Below are 20,624 nucleotides of genomic sequence, written 5' to 3'. Positions count from 1 at the left end.
GTACGGCTCTCTTCACGTCCCGGCCCGGCCGTCCCCGCTCTCGCACACCCCACCGTTACTCGGGAGTAGAGCCCCACGTACTGGGCGGTAGATCGTATGGTCGCCCTATCTTGGGCTCACAGGACGGCTCAGGAAATGCAGCAGAATGCGTGGCAGCACCCGCTTTCCCGCCCGTTGCGGTGATCCGGCCCGACCTCCGGGATCACCGCACGCGGCGGATCAACGGGTGCGGGGGTGGTAAGCGGCAGGCCGGGCGGCCCTGCCGGGCAGCAAAATCAATTGCTTCCACCATTCGGAAGCAAGGGGGATACGTGGAGAAGCGTCTGACCTTCAAAGTGTTAGGGCCCCTGGAAGTGACGTCCGGGACCTCACAGGTATCGGTGGGAGGGCCGCGGCACCGGACCATTCTTGTCGTGCTGTTGCTCAGCCCGGGCAGGATCGTTCCCGTCGACACCCTGATCGAGGCCGTGTGGGGCGACCACCCGCCGGCCACCGCCCGCACCCAGGTGTCCATCTGTATCGCGGCGCTGCGCAAGACGTTCAAAGCCGCCGGCTTCCCCGGAGAGGTGATCGTCACCGCCCATCCCGGCTATCTCCTCCAGGTCGGCATGCACCGGCTCGACTCGGAGGAGTTCTCCGGACTGGTCTCGGCGGCCGAGCTGGCCGTCCGGAACAACAGGTCTGCCGAGGCGGCCCGTTGTTATGCGGACGCGCTGAAGCTGTGGCGCGGCCGGCCGCTGGCGGGCGTGACGGGCCGGCTGGTGGAGGACGAGGCGCAGCGCCTCGAAGAGCTGCGGCTCGACACCTACGAGAACGCGACGGCCGTGCACCTGCAGCTCGGCGACCACCAGAAGATCCTGCCCGATCTGGCGGCGATGGTCCGCGAGCATCCGCTGCGCGAGCGGGCACGGCATCAACTGATCACCGCCCAGTACCACTCGGGCCGGCGGGCCGAAGCCCTGGAGACCTTCCGGGACGGGCGCCGCCGGCTCATCGACGAGCTCGGTCTGGAACCGGGCCCCGCCCTGTCCGAGCTGCACAACGCGATCCTGCAGGACGAACCCTCGCTGCTCGCGCGCGGCCCCGAGGGCGCGGGCGCTGACTCGCCGCTGCTGTCGAAGCCCGTCGGCGACCCGCTGGAACTGCCTCCCGACGTACCGGGTCTGGCCGGCCGCAAGGAGGAACTGGCCCAGCTCGACGACCTCCTCGAACTCGGCGCGCAGGCGCGCGGCCCCGCCACGGGGCTGATCACCGGCGTCGGCGGGGTCGGCAAGACGTGCCTGGCGGTCCACTGGGCGCACAGCGTCTGCGACCGCTTCCCCGACGGCCAGCTCTTCGCCGACCTCCGCGGCTACGACGAGCATCTGGAGCCCACCCCGGCCGGGGAGATCCTCGGCCGGTTCCTGCGGTCGCTCTCGGTGCCCATCGGCCAGATCCCGGCCGAACCCGAGGAACGCGCAGCCCTCTACCGCAGCCTGCTGGCCGACCGCCGTGTCCTGGTGGTGCTCGACAACGTGCGGACCTACGCCCAGGTGCGTCCGCTGCTGCCGAGCAGTGGAGGCTGCTGCGTCCTGGTCACCAGCCGGGAGCAGCTGACCGAGATGGTCGCCTGGCCGCCGCAGGCCTGGGTGCGCCTCGGCCGGCTGTCACCGTACGAGGCGGTCGAGCTGCTCGGGAAGATCGTCGGGGAGGAGCGCATCGCCGCCGATCCGCCGTCCGCCGCCAGCCTCGTGGAGCTGTGCGACCTGCTGCCGCTCGCCCTGCGGATCGCCGGGGCGCGGCTCGCCTCCAAACCGCACTGGACGGTGTCGCGGCTCGTGCGCCGACTGAGCGACGAGCGGCTGCGACTGGACGAGCTCAGCTCGGGAGAGTCCCAGGTGCGCGCCAGTTTCACCCTGACGTACCGCGGTCTCTCGGCGCCGACGGCGCTGCTGTACCGGAGCCTGGGGCTGCTCGACGTGCCGGATTTCGGCGCCTGGGTCGCCGCCGCGCTGCTGGACACGGATCTGCTCACCGGGGAGCGGCTCATAGAGCAGCTGGTCGACGCCCAGTTCCTGGACGTGGTCGGCCTGGACGCGACCGGGCATCCCCGGTACCGGTTCCAGAACCTGCTGCGCCTGTTCGCCCGTGAACGCGCCGAGGCGGAGGAGACCGCCGAGGAGCGGCACGCCGCACGGCAACGCGCCTTCCGGGCCTACCTCTCGCTCGCCGAACAGGCCCACCGGCGCGCGTACGGAGGCGACTTCAGCATCATCCACAGCGCCGTACCCCGCCATCCGCTGCCCGACGAGCTCGCTGCCGGGCTGCTCACCGCTCCCCTGGACTGGCTGGAGACCGAGCGGCTCTCCCTGGTCGCGGTGGTCGACCAGGCCGCCGGCCTCGGTATGGACGAGCTCGCCTGGGACCTCACGATGTCCATCGTGGTGCTCTTCGAGACGCGCAACTACGTCGACGACTGGCGCGAGTGCAGCGAGCGGGCGCTCGCCGCGACCCGGGCGGCCGGCAACGCCCGCGGCCAGGCCGCGATGCTGCACAATCTCGGCGCCCTGGAGATGCGGCAGCGCAACTTCGGTGAGGCGTACGCCTCCTTCACCGAGGCTCTCGCCCTCCACGAGCGGGCGGGCGAGGAGCACGGCCACGCCCTCGTGCTGCGCAACATGGCCATGATCGACGAGATGCGCGGGGACCTGCAGACCGCCATGGACCGCAGTGCGCAGGCCCTGGCGACGTTCCGGGCGGTCGGGGACCTCTCCTCGGAGGCCCATGTGCTGAACAACATGGCGCAGATCGAGCTGGACCGCGGCCGTACGGACTCGGCGCAGCGGCTGAGCCTGGAGTCCCTGCGGGTCTCGACGGCGATCGGTGAAGGCGGAGCCCGCAGTCTGGCGCTCGGGACCCACCGGCTGGCCCGGGTGTACCTCGCGCAGAACGAGTACGGCCTGGCCGAGGAGGCGTTCCTGCGGATGATCCGGATCGTCCGAGCCAAGGCCGACATGCTCGGTCTGGCGCACGGGCTCCTCGGCCTGGGCGAGGCCAGGCTGGGCGCGCAGAGCTGGGGGCAGGCCAGGGGGACCCTGCTCCACGCCCTCGAAATCTCCGGACTGATCGACAGCGCCCTGATCGAGGGGAAAATCAAACTGGCGCTCGGTGAGGCGTGCTGGAAATGCGGTGATCACTCCATCGCCCGGCAGTATTTCGCCGACGCCCGGGCCGACTTCGCCAGGATCGGTATCGAGATGTGGGTGGAGCGGGCGCATCTGGCACTCGTCAGGGCCCTGCCCCGGGAAGAGACGCCGGAAATTATCTGACGGTCCCTCAATTCCCTCCTCGCTCCGCCGGCCAATCCACCCTCCGGAACCATGGAATCCCTTTCTGCGATATCGGTCGGCTCGAAGACCGAAAGCAGAGCGATAATGAGCCGAAGCCCTTGTGCCATACCGTCCATCGCAGAGCAGGTTGACGACATGGGGGAAATCATGCAGAACGTCCGCAACGTCATCACCACCGTCACGGTCACCACCGTTCTCCTGGGGCTGTGCGTCAGCGTGAGCGCCACGACCGCGACGGCCGCTCGGTCCGGCAACGGGCTCGCCGTGTCGGCCGCCGGTGTCCCCGCCCAGGCTGCCGCCGGCACGGATGACGAGAGCTGGCACTGATCCATCCTCGGCCGGCGCGGTACGCGCGGCCCGAGCAGGTGAGTGAGCAGCGGGCGCCGGGGCTCCGGCGCCCGCTGCGCGTTTCGGCGCCCGGGGCGGCGAAAATATATCCGCGATATACGGGGGCGATACGGTCCGCGCCACGCAGCCACCCGTCGAATGACAGAGAGTGCCCATGGCGCCCCCGTACGACATGTTCGAGAACATCGGAGGCCACGGGGCCGAGGACAGCCCCGCGGCCGTGTTCCGCGCTCTGCGCGCCGGTGGGGATACGCACGTCTGGTGGTGGCGCCAGCCGCTGCGCACCGACCCCGCCGATCTCGCCCTCCTCAACACCGAGGAGTTCCGGCAGGCCCTGTGCCTCCGTTCGGAGCGGGATGCCGCGGCGTACGTCCACACCAGGGCGACGGCCCGCAGGGCCATCGGGGACCTCCTCGACGTCGCACCCGAGGACGTCGACATCGACAAACCGCTCTGTCCGGTGTGCGAGGACCCCGGGCACGGGCCCGCGCGGCTGAGCCGCCCGGACGTGCCTCTGGCCATCAGCCTGTCCCGCACCGGTGGTCACACCGTCCTCGCGGTGGGGACCGGAGCCGCGATCGGCGTGGCCGCGGAGCGCCTGCGGCCCGTGCGCCAGGACGTGCTGAGCGAGTCGTGGCTCACCGCGGACGAGGCGCTCCATCTGCTGGAGCTACCGCGGGGCCCTGTCCGGGACGAGGTCTTCTACCGATGTTGGGCCCGGAAGGACGCCGTCCTGCGAGCCTTGGGGCACGTACCCGAGGGAATCCGGCCGGACCAGATCGAGTCCTATCCGGCCGCGACCGGCACCGTGCTGATGCACTGCCCCGGCGCCCCCGGCGCACGGCATCCGGACGGCCGCACCGCCTGGGTCGTACGGGACCTGGCGCTCTCCGGGCGCGCGGCCGCGGCCGTCGCCCAGCCCGCCGGGACCGAGCCGGCCTGCGGCCCGGTACGGATACACCTGCCCGGCGGCCGGACGGGCCGGGCCCTTCCCTGCGAGCCCTGACACCGCGGGGCCCGTTCAGAGGGCGGCGGTGACTTCGGGCTGTCCGCTGCGTGCCGGGTCCTTCAGCGACCCGGCGAGGAGGAGCACCAGTTCGTGGAAGCGGTAGAGCGGCCGGCCCTGCCGGTCGACGCCGCAGATGTCGAGCAGCGCACCGTCCACGAGCTGTTCGAGGCGCTGTTCCGCCTCCGACTCCCGGGCTCCGAGATACATGGCCGCCCGCTGCGCCGGGAAGGAGTCCACGCCGATGCCGGACAGCTGAACCAGCGTGGTCCGCGCACGGTCGGATCCGGGCAGCTGCCGCAGCGCCGGCATCAGCGCGTCGACCACGCCGCTCCCGCCGAAGGACAGCTCCCGCAGACGGGTCCGCGGATCCGCCAGCCGGGCGGCCAGCCGGGCGACGGGCCAGTAGGGACGCGCCGCGAGCCTGCTGCCGGTGATGCGCAGCGCGAGCGGCAGCCCCGCGCAGTAGGCGATCACATCGTCCGTCGCGTCGGGCTCGGCCAGCAGCCGTGCACGGCCCGCGGACGCGGCCAGCAGGTCGAACGCGGCGCCGTCGCCGAACGGGGCGAGCGCGGTCGTCCTCGCACCCGTCACCTGGGTGAGCCGGGCGCGGCTCGTGATCAGCACCACGGCGTCCGGCGCCCCGGACAGCAGGGGGTCGAGTTCGCGGCTGCCGACGGCGCCGTCGAGGACGATCAGGAGCCGCCTGCCCGCCGTGCGCGCGCGGTAGAGACGCACCAGCTCGTCCAGCTCCACGCGCCCGTCCGCACCCCTGCCGCCGACGTGTTCGCCCAGCCCGCGCAGCAGCGTCGTGAGGACCTCCGCGGGAGGCCTCGGCCGTCCGTCGGGCTGCGCGATCTCGGCGAAGAGGCAGCCGCCGGGGTAGTGCCCGGTGCTCGTGTGGGCGGCGTGCAGGGCCAGCGCGGTCTTGCCGACGCCCGCCATACCGGTGACCAGCAGATGGCGCGGGCCCCGGCCGGCCGCGGAGTCCGCCAGCTGGGTGCGCAGGGCGGCGAGTTCGGCTTGGCGCCCGATGAAGTCCTCGGTGTCCGGGGGCAGCATCGCCGGGGCGTCCTCGTCCTCGTGGCCGGACGGCTCGGGCTGCCGGTCCCTGCTCCCCGGCCCGGGTCCCCGATGGCCGGCGAGCACGGCCGCGTACGTCGATCCGAGGGCCTCGCCGGGGTCGATGCCCAGCTGGTCGGCCAGCAGACTGCGGCCCTCGTAGTAGCTCTGCAGCGCGTCGCTCTGGCGCCCGCCGCGGTAGTACGCCGTCATCAGCTGCGCGCGGAGCTTCTCCCGGAGCGGGAACTGCGCGACGAGTCCGGTGAGTTCCGCGGCCAGCTGCTCGTGCCTGCCGAGCGCCAGGTCCGCCTCGATCCGGCTTTCGAGGGCGTGCATCCGCGCCTCCTCCAGCTGGGGGAGCTCGGCGTCGGCGAGGTGTTCGGTGACGTTGGAGAGCGCGGTTCCCCGCCAGTGCTCCAGCGCCTCCGTGAGCAGCGCCCCGGCCTCGCCGAAGCGCTTGCGGCGCAGCGCCTCGCGCCCCTGCTTCTCCAGCCTCTCGAACTCCAGGAGGTCGAACCTGCTGTGCGGCGCCCGGAGCAGGTAGCCGGGCTGGCGGCGCTCGATCCTGACCTCGTCGCCCAGCAGTTTGCGCAGCCTGGACATGTACGTATAGATCTGCGCGCCCGACGTCGCCGGCGGCTCCCAGCCCCACAGGAGCATGTTGAGCCGGGCGTCGGACACCACGCGGCCCCTGGCGAGCAGCAGGGTCGCGAGCACCGTGTGCACCTTGGAACCGGACAGCGCAACGCGTGTGCCGTCCTTGTGAGCTTCAACCGGGCCGAGGACTCGGAAGTCCATTCGGCACCCCCCGTCTGTCTCATGCGAACGATTGCTCGCTGCAGAAGCTATGCGGGGGCCTTATTCGCGGGTTATTCGTTCGGTAACACCGTGGTCCCGGCCCTGTGACGCGGGCGTGGGAGCCTCGCCCCCACGCCGTGTCCCGGGCCGGGACGGGCCGCTCGGCGAACCGGCGGCTCGTCCCGTCCGGGGGTGCGGCGTGCGGTTCAGCCCGCCGTGATGTCCACATCACGGCCGAGGAGCGCCGCCACGACCTTGTGCACCTGCTTGCCGTTGTCGGAGTTGGTCATCACCACGCAGCCGTTGCCGGAGCGCAGTTGCAGCGAGGTCAGCGCTCGGAATCCGGCCGTCTGCCCGCCGTGCCCGAACTCCGGGTCCGCCATCGAGCCGTCGACCACGGTGCCCAGACCGTAGAAGCTCCCGGGGAACTCCTCCGTGAGCATGACGCCGGCGGACTTCGCGGACAGCAGGTCCGAGAAGCCCCGGTGGGCCTGCCGGATCTCCACGGCCAGCTGGGCCAGATCCGTGGGCGAGGACCACAGCCCGCTGCCCGCGAGCACCGGACGCACCCGGTAGCCGTCCAGGAGGGCACCGCCGTGCTGGTCGTGACCGTCGGCGACGTCCCGGCCCGCGGCGTGCGGGTCCTCGGGAGCCAGGAAGGAACTGTCCCGCATGCCCAGGGGGCCGAACACCAGCTCCGCCGCCAGCTCCTGGAACTCCTGCCCGGTCACATCGGTCAGCAGCTGCTCGATCACGGCCCACTGGCTGCCCGCCTTGCGGAACAGCGCCCCGGGCTCGTGCTCGGCCTCCACCTCGTCCAGTACGGCCGACAGCTTCGGCATGGCCTCACCGGGCCGCCACCAGGTCGCGGACGTCTGTGACAGGCCCGCCGTGTTCGACAGCAGGTGCCGCAGCGTCAGCGGACCGCCACCGGACGCCCTGGGTGCGCGGCGGCCGGTCAGATAGCCGTCGACGTCCGCGTCCAGGTCGAGCACGCCCCGGTCGACGAGACGCAGCGCGGCGAACGCCGTGACGTGCTTGCTGATCGACCCGGCCTGGAAGCGGGTCCGCAGCGTCACCGGAGCACCGGTCCCGGCCGCCCTGATCCCGTAGGCCTGCACCCCGACCAGCTGGCCGTCCCGGAGGAGCGCGACCGCGGCACCCGGCACCCTGTGCGCCTCCATGGCCCCGGCCACGTCGGACGCGGCCCGGGGGCCTCCTGCGATGGCAACGGTCATCGGCCTGCCCTCTCCCTCATCGGTCGTCCCGGTCGGCTCGGTCGTCCCGGTCGGGTCGGCGTGCCCGGTTCCGGGCTTCGCACCGTCGATCGTCAGCGCGAGATCCTCGATGGTCTCGCTGTCCAGCAGCATGCGCAGGGTGAGGTCGAGCCCGGCCTTCCGGGCGGCGGCCATCACATGGACGATCCGCATCGAGTCGGCTCCCAGGTCCAGCAGCCGGTCCCGTACGCCCACTTCGGGCACGTGGAGCACCTCGGCGCAGGTCTCCACCAGCAGCCGCTCGGTCCTGGTGCGCGGCGCCACGTACTCCCGGTCGGCGACCAGCGCCGTACGGCCGGGTGCGGGCAGTGCCTTGCGGTCGACCTTGCCGGACGGGTTCAGCGGCATCGCGTCGAGCAGGACGAACGCGGTGGGCACCATGTACGAGGGCAGTGAAGCGGCCAGGTGTGCGCGCAACTGCGCCTGTTCGGCGGCCCCGCCGGTGACCGCGTAGGCGACGAGCAGCTTCTCGCCGTTGCCGTCCTCGCGTGCGATCACGGTCGCGTCCCTGACCTCGGGGTGGGCCAGCAGCACTTCCTCGATCTCGCCCAGTTCGATGCGGTAGCCCCGTATCTTCACCTGGTTGTCGATCCGGCCGAGGCACTCCAGCTCCCCGTCCGCCCGGTACCGGGCCAGGTCGCCGGTCCGGTACATCCGCGAACCCGGGCGACCGCCGAACGGCTCCGGGAGGAACCGCTCGGCCGTCAGCCCCGGCCGGCCGACGTACCCGCGGGCCACACCGGCGCCCGCGATGTACAGCTCCCCGACCACGCCCACCGGCACGGGCCGCTGTACGGCATCCAGCACGTAGGCCCGGTAGTTGTGGATGGGACGCCCGATCGGCACGCTGCCGGCGTCCGGCGCGACCTCCCAGGCGGTGGCCCAGACCGTCGTCTCGGTCGGACCGTACTGGTTGACCAGCCGGTCCACCCGGCCGCCCAGATCACGGGCCAGCGCGGGCGGGCAGTCCTCACCACCGGTGATGGCGGTGAGCGGGACACGGCCGAGCCCGGCGGCGATGAGGAGCTTCCACCCGGCCGGGGTGGCCTCCGCATGGGTGACCCCGGCGGATTCGATCAGCCGCAGCTGTGCGGCCGCGTCGCGTGCTTCCCCGTCATCGGCGAGCACCACCCGGCCGCCCGTGATCAGCGGCAGGTAGAGCTCGGTCGTCGAGATGTCGAAGGACAGCGACGTGGGCGCCAGCCAGACGTGGTCCGGATTCGCCCCGTACCGCTCCCGCATCGAGAACAGGACGTTCAGCAGGGAGGAGTGCGCGATCTGCACCCCCTTGGGACGTCCGGTGGAGCCGGAGGTGAACAGCGTGTAGGCGAGCCGGTGCCCGCGGGACGGGTCCTTCGGGTCCCGGTCCGCCGGCACGTCCACACCGGTGTCCGGCCGGGCCGCGATCAGGGCGCGGTCACGGTCGAGATCGACGACCTCACCGTCGTAACCCCCGCCGAGGCGCTCGTACAGGCCTCCCTGCGTCACGATCAGCCGGGCTCCCGCGGAGTCGAGCATGTAGGTCAGCCGGTCCGCCGGCAGTGCGGCGTCCAGCGGCAGATGGGAGCCGCCCGCCTTCCAGATCCCCAGCAGACACGGCAGGGTGTCCGGCCCGCGGTTCAGCAGGACACCGACCACGGACTCGGGCCCCACCCCGGCGTCACGCAGCCGGTGCGCGATCCGGTTGGCCCGGACGTCGAGCTCGCGGTACGTGAGGGTCTCCGCGCCCACCTGCACGGCGACGGCATCGGGGGTGGCCGAGACGGTCGCCTCGATCACCTCGTGCACATATCTGCTCATCCCCACTCCACCTCGGTGTCGTTCCAGTCCTCGAGAACCCGGGTCAGCTCCGCCGTGGACAGGAGTGCCGCGTCGACGTCTCCGTCGGGGTCGGCCGCCATGGCCTCCAGCACCGCCCGGTACATGCCGGCAAGCCGCTCGGCGTTCGCACGGTTCAGACCGGTGCTGACCGCCCGCAGGACCAGCCGCCCCGGCACGTTCGCGATCGACAGGGTGAACTCGTTGGAACTGTCCCCCGCCCCGCCCTGGACATCGACCGTCCCGGTGTCCACCTGATGGAAGTCCTGGTAGCGGTACATGATGTCGAACAGCCTTCGCCCGCCCGCCAGTCGCTGCACCGCGGGAAGCGGATGGCGGCGGTGGCCGTACACCTCGGCCTCGCGGTCGAAGACCTGACGGACCAGCTCGCGCCAGGTCCTCGCCGTGCGGTCGTGCGCGAACGGCAGGGTGTTGAGGTACATGCCGTAGACCCGCTCGGCCCCGGGAACCTCCGGGCGTGCGCTGTACAGCACTCCCGTGTGGAAAGCCGGCTCGTTGGTCACCGTGCCCAGCACCTTCAGGTGCGTGGCCAGCAGCACCGCCTTGAACGACGTGCCGCTGGACGTGGCCAGCGCACGCAGAGCGGGCTCGATGTCGCGGAACTCCACCGACAGCTTGAAGTCCTCGCGCGGAGCACCGTTGCCGTCGCCCCAGTCCGCGGGGAGCACGCACATCGCGTACCGGTCGACGATCCCCTGCCAGTAGTCCTTGTCCTCGTCCGACTCCAGCGACTCCTGCTCCGCGGCGATGAAGTCGGCGTAGCGCACGGCCGTCGGCTCCGGCTGCTCCGGCTCCTCACCGGCGGCGTACGCCCGGTAGAGGTCGAGCACCTCCATCAGCAGCGACTGCTGGCTCCACCCCTCGGTGATGGCGTGGCAGTGCGTGAAGCCCAGGTGCCAGGCCGCGTCGGACTCGACGAGTGCGGCGATGCGGAGCAGGGGAGGCCGCCCGAGGTCGAACAGCTCGGCCCGTTCGGCCGCGATGTGTACCCGGCGCGCTTCCGCGAACTGTTCGGCGTCCAGGCCCCGCAGGTCCCGTACGGCCACCGGAATGACGGCGCTCGCACGGACCAGTTGGAGGGGGATGTCGAACTCCTCCAGGGAGAACGACGTCCGCAGCATCTCGTGGCGTTCCACGATCGTCCGCCCCGCACGGCGCAGGGCGTCGGCGTCGAAGGGCCGGCCGTCCTTGATCCGGAAGGTGGACGTGTTGTGGTACTTGTTCAGCCCGTCGTCGGCGAGCATCTCGACCAGCATCCCGAGCTGCACCTTGGAGATCGGGTAAGCGTCGACCAGACCGGCCGGGAGCGCCGCCCGGATCCCGTCCGACACCTGGGCGAACGGCGCGACCACCACGTCCTCCCGGCCGGGCTCCGTTCCGGCGAGTGCGGTGGCGAGTCCGGCGACCGTACGGTGCTGGAAGACGTCCCGGACCCCGGCTTCGAAGCCTTCGGCGCGCAGGGCACCGACCAGGGCGATGGCCTTGATCGAGTGACCGCCCAGATCGAAGAAGTTGTCCTCCACCCCGACCCGCTCCAGCCCCAGCACACGGCGCCAGACAGCGGCGATGCGTTCCTCGGTGGGGGTTCGGGGGGCGAGGTACGTGTCCTCGGCCGATCCCTCGGGGTCGGGGAGAGCGCGCCGGTCGATCTTGCCGTTGGCCGTCAGGGGGAGGGCGTCGAGCCCGATGAAGACGGACGGGACCATGTACTCGGGAAGTAGGGCCCCGAGCCCTTCGGCCAGGTCGTCGGTGGCGCCGACGACGTAGGCGATGAGGCGCTGGTCCTCGGACACCACCACGGTGGCGTCGGTGACCTGCGGATGAGCGACCAGCGCGGCCCGGATCTCACCGAGCTCGATGCGATACCCGCGGACCTTCACCTGGTCATCGATCCGGCCCAGGAACTCGACCGCACCATCACTGCGCCACCGCGCCAGGTCACCCGTGCGATAGAGCCGCGCACCCGCCGGCCCGAACGGGTCCGGCACGAACCGCTCAGCCGTGGCACCGGGGCGGAACGCGTAGCCGCGCGCCACACCCGTACCCCCGACGAACAACTCCCCCACCGCACCGACCGGGACCGGCTGCAAGCCCGCGTCCAACACCCGCATGATCATGTTCGGCAGCGGACGCCCGATCGGCACCACACCCTCGAACGCCTCCACCAGCGGGAACACACACGTACCTACCGTCGCCTCGGTCGGACCGTACTCATTGAGCACCCGGCCCTCACCCAGCAGGACCCGCCAACGCTCCACCAGACCACCAGGCAACGCCTCACCCGCAACCACCACACGAGACGTGAGCGAAGCGATCTGGGCATCTGACAGCTGACCTGACAACACCTCCAGGTGGCCGGGGGTCAGCTTCATGAAGGAGAACGGACCCGCCGCAGCCAAGCTCTCGCCCAGCTCCGTCAGCTCACCGTCCCACAGCCACGCCCGCTGCCCCGCGGCAAGCGGCGCCCACACATTCGGCACCACCAGGTCGAACGCCACCGACGAGAACACCGGCGCACCACCCGAACCCGATGCCACCAACTCCCGTACCGCCCAGTCCACATGGTTCACCAGACTGCGATGCGAAACCTGCACACCCTTCGGCCGACCCGTCGAACCCGACGTGAACACCGTGTACGCCACCGAATCCAGATCAACAACCACATCCGGAGCCGACACCGGGAACGAGGACACATCACCCCCGGCCAGTACCGTCTCCACACCCGGGAAGCGATCCGCATACGCAGCCGACGTCAACGCCACACCCACCCTGGCGTCCTCGACCATCCCCGCGATGCGGGCTGCCGGCAGCACCGGGTCCATCGGAACGAACCCACCGCCCGCACGCCACACCGCGAGCAACGACACCACCAGATCGACCGAACGATCCAGCAACACCGCGACCGTCGACTCCGGACCCACACCAGCCGCACGCAGACGATGCGCAAGACGATTCGCCCGCACATCCAACTCCGCGAACGACAACGACCCGTCACCCGCCTCCACAGCCACCGCACCCGGTTCCTTGGCAGCCCAGAGGCCCACCAGTTCGGGCACCGAGATCTCGGGCACCGCCGCCGCCGAATCGTTCCACCCGGTCAGCACCTGCTCCCGCTCACCACCGGGCAGGAACACCTGACGGGCGTCACCCTCCACGTCCGCGGCCATCGACTCCAGCACCGACCGGTACATCGCGGCGATCCGCTGCGCGCCGGCGGCGCCGAGTACGTGGGGGTTGACCGTGAGGAGCAGACCGCTGCCTCGGGCCGCGACGGCGAGGCCGAACTCCGTGGCACCCTCGCCGTCCCCGGAGTCGGCGTCCACGACGTCGGTCTCCGCCTGGGCGTCCGCCAGGTCGAGATAGCTGAAGCGCACGTCGAGGAGTCGCGTGCCGTCACTCAGTTCGCGCTGCATCACCGGCATCGGGAAGCGCCGGTGCGGCCAGAGCGTGCCTTCCTGGTCGAAGACCTGGCGGATCAGCTCCCGCCAGGTCCGTGCGCCGCGCTCGTAGGCGAACGGCACGGTGTTGAGGTACATGCCGTAGACCCGCTCGGCGCCCACGACCTCGGGCCGGCCGCTGGAGACCAGGCCGGTGCAGAAGGAGTCCTCGACGGTGAGCTGGCTCATCACCTTCAGGTGCGCCGCGTGCAGCACGGCCTTGAGCGACGTTCCGGTGCCGCTCGCGGCAGCCCGGAGCGCCGGGGTGAGGTCGCCGAGCGGTACGTGCACGGTGTGCGCACGGTGTCCCGGCTCCGCGTCGCCCCACCCGGACGGCAGCTCGAACTTGGCGTGCGAGCCGAGTACGTCGCTCCAGTAGTTCCTGTCCTCCTCCGAGGCCAGCGACGCCAGCTCGGCGGCGACGAAGTCCGCGTACCGCACGGCAGGGACTTCCACCTCGGGCAGGGTTTCACCGCTGCGGACCCGCAGGTACCCCTCGACGATGTCGCTGAGGAGCGTGCGGTGGCTCCAGCCCTCCGTGATCGGGTGGCAGACACTGACCGACAGCCACCAGGCCTCGTCGGACTCGACGAGCGCGGAGATGCGCAGGAGCGGGGCGCGGGACAGGTCGAACGTCTCGGCCCGCTCGGCCGTGATGTGCGCCCGGCGTGCGGTTGCCTGCTGCTCGGCGTCGAGGCCTCGCAGATCCTGCACGGTCACCGGGATGACGGCGCTCGCGTGGATGAGCTGGAGCGGCACGGCGAAGCCTTCGAGGTCGAAGGACGCGCGGAGCATCTCGTGGCGTTCCACCACGGCCTGCCCGGAGCGGCGCAGGGCCTCGACGTCGAACGGGCGTCCGTCCCTGATCCGGAACGCGGTGGTGTTGTGGTACTTGTTCAGGCCCTCGTCGGCGAGCATCTCGACCAGCATGCCGAGCTGTACCTGCGCCAGCGGGAAGGCGTCCACGAGGCCCTCGGGCAGCTTCGCCCTGTCCTCGTCACCGATCAGCGCGAACGGTGCGACGACCGCGGACTCGGTGACGGGTTCCGTTCCCGTGAGTGCGGTGGCGAGTCCGGCGACCGTACGGTGCTGGAAGACGTCCCGGACCCCGGCTTCGAAGCCTTCGGCGCGCAGGGCACCGACCAGGGCGATGGCCTTGATCGAGTGACCGCCCAGATCGAAGAAGTTGTCCTCCACCCCGACCCGCTCCAGCCCGAGAACGCCACTCCACACGGCGGCGATGCGTTCCTCGGTGGGCGTGCGGGGGGCCACGTAGGTGTCCGCGGCCGATCCTTCGGGGTCGGGGAGAGCGCGCCGGTCGATCTTGCCGTTGGCCGTCAGCGGGAGCGCGTCGAGGCCGACGAAGACGGACGGGACCATGTACTCCGGCAGCGAGCCGGCCAGCCAGGCCGACAGGTCGTCGGTGGCGCCGACGACGTAGGCGATGAGGCGCTGGTCCTCGGACACCACCACGGTGGCGTCGGTGACCTGCGGATGAGCGACCAGCGCGGCCCGGATCTCACCGAGCTCGATGCGATACCCGCGGACCTTGACCTGGTCATCGATCCGGCCCAGGAACTCGACCGCACCATCACTGCGCCACCGCGCCAGGTCACCCGTGCGATAGAGCCGCGCACCCGCCGGCCCGAACGGGTCCGGCACGAACCGCTCAGCCGTGGCACCGGGGCGGAACGCGTAGCCGCGTGCCACACCCGTACCCCCGACGAACAACTCCCCCACCGCACCGACCGGGACCGGCTGCAAGCCCGCGTCCAGGACCCGCATGATCATGTTCGGCAGCGGACGCCCGATCGGCACCACACCCTCGAACGCCTCCACCAGCGGGAACACACACGTACCTACCGTCGCCTCGGTCGGACCGTACTCATTGAGCACCCGGCCCTCACCCAGCAGGACCCGCCAACGCTCCACCAGACCACCAGGCAACGCCTCACCCGCAACCACCACACGAGACGTGAGCGAAGCGATCTGGGCATCTGACAGCTGACCTGACAACACCTCCAGGTGGCCGGGGGTCAGCTTCATGAAGGAGAACGGACCCGCCGCAGCCAAGCTCTCGCCCAGCTCCGTCAGCTCACCGTCCCACAGCCACGCCCGCTGCCCCGCGGCAAGCGGCGCCCACACATTCGGCACCACCAGGTCGAACGCCACCGACGAGAACACCGGCGCACCACCCGAACCCGATGCCACCAACTCCCGTACCGCCCAGTCCACATGGTTCACCAGACTGCGATGCGAAACCTGCACACCCTTCGGCCGACCCGTCGAACCCGACGTGAACACCGTGTACGCCACCGAATCCAGATCAACAACCACATCCGGAGCCGACACCGGGAACGAGGACACGCCGTCCTCGTCGTCGACCCGCACCACGGCCACGTCGAACCGGTCCGCGTACGCATTCGAGGTCACGGCGACCGTCACCCGGGCGTCGGCCACCATGCCCGCGATGCGGGCTGCCGGCAGTACCGGGTCCATCGGAACGAACCCACCGCCCGCACGCCACACCGCGAGCAACGACACCACCAGATCCACCGAACGATCCAGCAACACCGCCACCATCGACTCCGGACCCACACCAGCCGCACGCAGACGATGCGCAAGACGATTCGCCCGCACATCCAACTCCGCGAACGACAACGACCCGTCACCCGCCTCCACAGCCACCGCACCCGGCGACTCCACCACCCGACGCGCCACCAGCTCCGGCACCGAGATCTCGGGCACCACGACCGCCGAATCGTTCCACCCGGTCAGCACCTGCTCCCGCTCACCACCGGGCAGGAACACCTGACGGGCGTCACCCTCCACGTCCGCGGCCATCGACTCCAGCACCGACCGGTACATCGCCGCGAGGCGGTCCGTGCCCGCCCTGCCGATGAGGTGCCGGTTCGCGGTGATCACCATGAACCCGGCGCGGGTGGAGACACCCAGCGGGAACTCGGTGGGGCTGTCGTCGAGCGTGGCCGGGTAGTCGACGAGGTCCTGGTCGACCTGGCGGAAGTTCTGGTAGCTGAAGCGCACGTTCACCAGTCGGTCGCTCGTGCTGAGCTCGCGCTGCATCACGCCCAGCGGATACCGGCGGTGCGGCCACACCTCGATCTCCTGGTCGAAGACCTGGCGCACCAGGTCACGCCAGGTCGCGGCGCCGCGGGTGAAGGCGAAGGGCAGCGGGTTCAGGTAGACCCCGTACACCCGCTCGGCGCCCACGGCCTCCGGCCTGGCGTTGGTCACCAGGGCGGTGAAGAAGGACTCCTCCGGCGTGAGCTGGCTCATCACCTTGAGGTGCGCCGCGTGCAGGACGCTCTTGATCGGGACCTTCGCCTTGCTGGCCAGGGTCCGCAGCCCCGCGTCCAGGTCGTGGTACGGAACCCAGGCGCGGTGCAGTCCGCGCGGTGTCTCCGCGGGGTCGTCGCCCCAGCCGGCGGGGAGCTCGAAGGAGGCGTTGTTCTCGAGGATCGTCCGCCAGTAGGCGCGGTCCTCGTCCCCGGCCAGGGAGACCAGCTCGGCGGCGACGAAGTCCGCGTACCGCACGGCGGCGGTTGCGGGCTCCTCGACCGGCGTCCCGTCGCGCAGCGCGCGGTAGGTCGTGGCCAGTTCCATCAGCAGGGAGTGGTGGCTCCAGCCCTCCAGTACGGCGTGGCACTCGGTCAGGGTCAGCCACCAGGAGCCGTCGTCGCAGGCGTGTCCGGTGAAGCGGATGAGCGGGGCCCGGGTCAGGTCGAAGAGCTGGGTGCGCTCCTCGGCCATGAAGGCGCGCAGCGACGCTTCGACGGCGGCGGCGTCGAGCCCCCGCAGATCCCGTGCCCCGACGGGCGAGGTGACCTCGGACGGGGCGTGGACGAGCTGCAGCGGTACGGAGTAGCCCTCGATCTCGAACGAGGAGCGCAGGATCTCGTGCCGGGCGAGCACCGTGTCCACGGTCTGCTGGAGCACCTCGCGGTCGAACGTCCGGTCGTCGAGGATCCGGAAGCAGGTCGAGTTGTGGTAGTGGTTGCGGCCGTCGTCGGCGAGCATCTCGACGACCATGCCGAGCTGCACCTGTGCCAGCGGGTAGGCGTCGACGAGGCCGGCCGGCAGGCGGTCGCGGTCCTCCCGGGCGAGCAGCGCGAAGGGCGCGACGGCCGGTTCGGCCTTGGCGGGAGCGGGGCGTCCGGTGACGAACGCGACCAGTTCGGCGGGGGTCCGGTGCTCGAACACATCGCGGACCGTCACGTCGTACTCGCCGTCGCGCAGTGCGCCGACCAGGGCGACCGCGCGCAGCGAGTCGCCGCCCAGGTCGAAGAAGTTGTCCTCGACGCCGACCTGTTCGACCCCGAGCACCTCGCGCCAGACCGCGACCATCTCCTCCTCGGCGGCGGTGCGCGGCGCGATGTGGGCGGCCTCGACACCGAGTGCGCTGCGGTCGGGGGCGGGCAGCGCCGCCTGGTCCAGCTTGCCGTTGACGGTCAGCGGGATCTTTCCGACGACGAGGAAGGCCGTCGGAATCATGTAGTCGGGGAGCGTCCGGGCCAGCAGGGTCCGCAGTTCGCTGGGGGCGGCGACGGCATCGCTGGTGGGGACGACGTACGCCACGAGCCGGCGATCGCCGGGGGTGTCCTCGCGGGCGACGACGACCGCGTCCCGTACGCGCGGGTGGGTGGTCAGCGCGGCCTTGATCTCGCCCAGTTCGATGCGGTGGCCGCGGATCTTCACCTGGTGGTCCATACGGCCCAGGTAGTCGAGGCTGCCGTCGGGCCGCCTGCTCGCGAGGTCACCGCTGCGGTACAGCCGGGAGCCCGGCTTTCCGTAGGGGTCGGGTACGAAGCGTTCCGCGGTCAGTCCCGGCCGGTTGAGGTACATGCGGGCGACGCCGGGACCGCCGACGTGGATCTCGCCGGGCACTCCGACGGGAACCAGCTCGCCGTGCGGGCCGAACAGGTGGACCTGCAGGTCGCGCAGCGGCAGCCCGATCGCGTTCCCGGTGTCCGACTCCAGGTCGGACTCGGTGAGCAGGTGGTACGTGGTGTGGACGCAGGTCTCGGTGATGCCGTACAGGTTGGCCAGTGCGGTCCGTTCCAGGCCGCGGCGGGCGACCCACGGCTTCAGGCCCGGTATGTCCAGCCGTTCCCCGCCGAACGCCACGACGCGCAAGGAGAGTTCGTCGATCAGGCGATCCCCGTCGGCGGCGAGGGAGACCAGGCTGCGGAAGGCGGACGGGGTCTGGTTGAGGACGGTGACCCGCTGCTCGGCGAGGAGGCGCAGGAAGTCCTCGGGGGCGCGCGCCACGTCCGGCGGGACGACCACGAGGCGGCCGCCGTAGGCCAGGGCTCCCCAGATCTCCCAGACCGACATGTCGAAGGCGTAGGAATGGAAGAGCGTCCATACGTCGTTCTCGTCGAAACCGAAGTGCGCCTCGGTGGCGGTGAGCAGCCGGAGCACGTTCGTGTGGCTGAGGCCGACGCCCTTGGGGCGGCCGGTGGAGCCGGAGGTGTAGATGGTGTAGATCAGGTCTTCGGGCAGTGCGCCGGAGGCGGGGTTGGTGTCCGGGGCCGCGGCCAGGGCGGCGGTCTCCGCTTCACCGTCCAGCACCACGAGCAGGCCGTCGACGACGTCGGTCAGGTGCGCGGCGTGCGCGCCGGAGGTGACGACGATCCAGGCGCCCGCGTCCTTGAGCGTGTAGCTGATGCGGTCGGCCGGGTGCTCCGGGTCCAGGGGCAGGTAGCCGGCCCCCGTCTTGAGCACGGCGAGCAGGGTCGGCACCAGGTCGAGGGTCCGGTCCAGGCTGACGCCGACGAGTCCGCCGGGGCGGGCGCCGTGGGCCCGCAGGTAGTGGGCGAGCCGGTTGGCCCGTGCGTTGAGTTCGGCGTAGCTGAGCTGCTGCTTTCCGAAGACGAGGGCGATCGCGTCGGGGGTGGCCGCCGCGCGGTCTTCGACGAGCTCGTGGACGCAGCGGCCGGGGCCCGCGAAGAAGTGCGGCTCCGGCAGCAGGGCGGCCAGATCGGACTCGTCCAGCATGTCGAGGCGGGAGAGCCGCAGGTCCGGGTCGGCGACCGCCGATTCGACCAGGCGCACGAAGTGCCGGGCCATGCGTTCGGCGGTGGCCCGGTCGTAGAGGGCGGTGCTGTACTCCAGCGCGCCGCGGACGCCGCCGTCCGCGGATTCGCTCAGCTGAAGGGTGAGGTCGAAACGCGAGACGCGCGAGGTCGCGTGCAGGGACTCCGCCTCGACGCCGGGCAGCCGGAAGTCCCGGGTGCGTTCCCGGTGCATGGTGAAGGCCACCTGGCAGAGGGGTGTGCGGGACATGTCCCGCACCGGCGCGAGTTCGTCCGCGAGCCGCGCGAAGGGGAACTCCTGGTTGTCGAAGGCGTCCAGGACGGTCTCGCGGGCGCCGACGAGCAGGTCCCGGAAGGTCGGGTCGCCCTGCCACTGCCCGCGCAGGACGAGGGTGTTGATGCCGTAGCCGATGAGCCGTTCCAGTTCGGGACGGCTTCGGCCCGACACCACGGTGGCGACCGCCACGTCGTCGCGCCCGGTGTACCGGGAGAGCAGCGCCTGGTAGCCGGCGAGCAGGGTCTGGAACGGGGTGGCGCCGTGTGCGGAGCCGAGCGCGCGCAGCTTCTCCGCCACCGGGGCCGGGATCTCGACGGGAACCGCGTCGCCGTCGTAGCTCCGGGAGGCGGGGCGGCGCCGGTCGGTGGGCACCTCGAGCGGGGTGCTGCCGGCCAGCTGACCGCGCCAGTAGTCGAGCTGCTTGGTCAGGTCGTCTCCGGCGAGGCGGGTGTGCTGCCAGGCCGCGTAGTCGGCGTACTGGACGGGCATCGGCGCCAGGGGTGACGGCTTGCCCTCGCCGAACGCCCCGTACACCTCGGAGAGTTCGGACATGAAGAGGCCGACGGACCACTCGTCGCAGGCGACGTGGTGGAAGACCACGACCAGCAGGTGGTGGTCGTCCGCGATCCGGATGAGCCGGGCCCGCAGCGGCGAGCCGTTCTCCAGGTCGAAGGGGCGGCCGGGTTCGGCCTCGGCCAGTGCGAGGGCGCGCCGTTCCCGCTCGGCGAGGTCCGCCGTGCCCGTGAGGTCCTCGACCGGAAGGTCGAACGGGGCGGGAGGGTCGATCAGCTGGACCGGCTCGCCGCCCTGGAGGCGGTACCGGGTGCGCAGGATCTCGTGCCGCGCCACCAGTTCCCCGAGGCTACGGCGCAGCACCGAGGTGTCGAGCGGTCCGTGCAGCCGCAGTGCGACCGGGACGCTGTACTCCCAGCTGTCCGGGTCGAGCCTGCTCAGGAACCACATCTGCTGCTGGCCGTGGGAGAGCACCAGTGGTCCGCCCCGCTCGACCGGCACCACTGCGGCACGCCGGCCGCTACGGCCTCCCGCGAGTCGGGCGCGCACCAGTTCCTCGCGCCTCTCCTCGGCCTGTCCGCCCGTGCGAACTTCACCAGTACTCATGCTGAGCGCCCCTCCCGACCTTCGTTCCGTACGTCTCACTGGGTGTCTGCGTGGTGCTGCCGCCGGCCGTGCCGGC

Annotated in this window: 6 protein-coding genes; 3 read left to right on the top strand and 3 right to left on the bottom strand. The window is 71.2% G+C overall.

The features are described from left to right. Positions 1-311 precede the first annotated feature (311 nt). From AC3IX6_RS22870 to AC3IX6_RS22860, 3 genes are all read left to right on the top strand, one after another. Positions 312-3,308, top strand: coding sequence for an AfsR/SARP family transcriptional regulator (locus AC3IX6_RS22870; RefSeq protein ID WP_489364133.1), 2,997 nt, complete (start codon positions 312-314; stop codon positions 3,306-3,308). 156 nt (positions 3,309-3,464) lie between these two features. Further along, positions 3,465-3,656 (top strand): hypothetical protein, encoded by a 192-nt coding sequence (locus AC3IX6_RS22865; RefSeq protein ID WP_489364131.1) that lies wholly within the window; start codon positions 3,465-3,467, stop codon positions 3,654-3,656. Between the two features lie 175 nt (positions 3,657-3,831). Continuing rightward, positions 3,832-4,683 (top strand): 4'-phosphopantetheinyl transferase family protein, encoded by an 852-nt coding sequence (locus AC3IX6_RS22860; protein WP_489364129.1) that lies wholly within the window; start codon positions 3,832-3,834, stop codon positions 4,681-4,683. A 15-nt stretch (positions 4,684-4,698) separates the two neighbouring features. On the opposite strand, the gene AC3IX6_RS22855 is transcribed toward AC3IX6_RS22860, so the two are convergent. The 3 genes from AC3IX6_RS22855 to AC3IX6_RS22845 form a co-directional block, all read right to left on the bottom strand. Next, positions 4,699-6,543, bottom strand: a complete 1,845-nt coding sequence (locus AC3IX6_RS22855; protein ID WP_489364127.1) for an AfsR/SARP family transcriptional regulator — start codon at positions 6,541-6,543, stop codon at positions 4,699-4,701. Positions 6,544-6,749: 206 nt separating this feature from the next. Then, a complete protein-coding gene (locus AC3IX6_RS22850) occupies positions 6,750-9,620 on the bottom strand; it encodes a non-ribosomal peptide synthetase (protein ID WP_489364126.1) in 2,871 nt (956 codons plus the stop codon). Beyond that, positions 9,617-20,548 (bottom strand): amino acid adenylation domain-containing protein, encoded by a 10,932-nt coding sequence (locus AC3IX6_RS22845; protein WP_489364124.1) that lies wholly within the window; start codon positions 20,546-20,548, stop codon positions 9,617-9,619. Before AC3IX6_RS22845 ends, AC3IX6_RS22850 begins: the two co-directional genes overlap by 4 nt. Positions 20,549-20,624 lie beyond the last annotated feature (76 nt).

The sequence above is a fragment of the Streptomyces sp. GL_141 genome (assembly GCF_057834385.1).
This window is presented reverse-complemented; position numbering and strand designations above follow the sequence as displayed.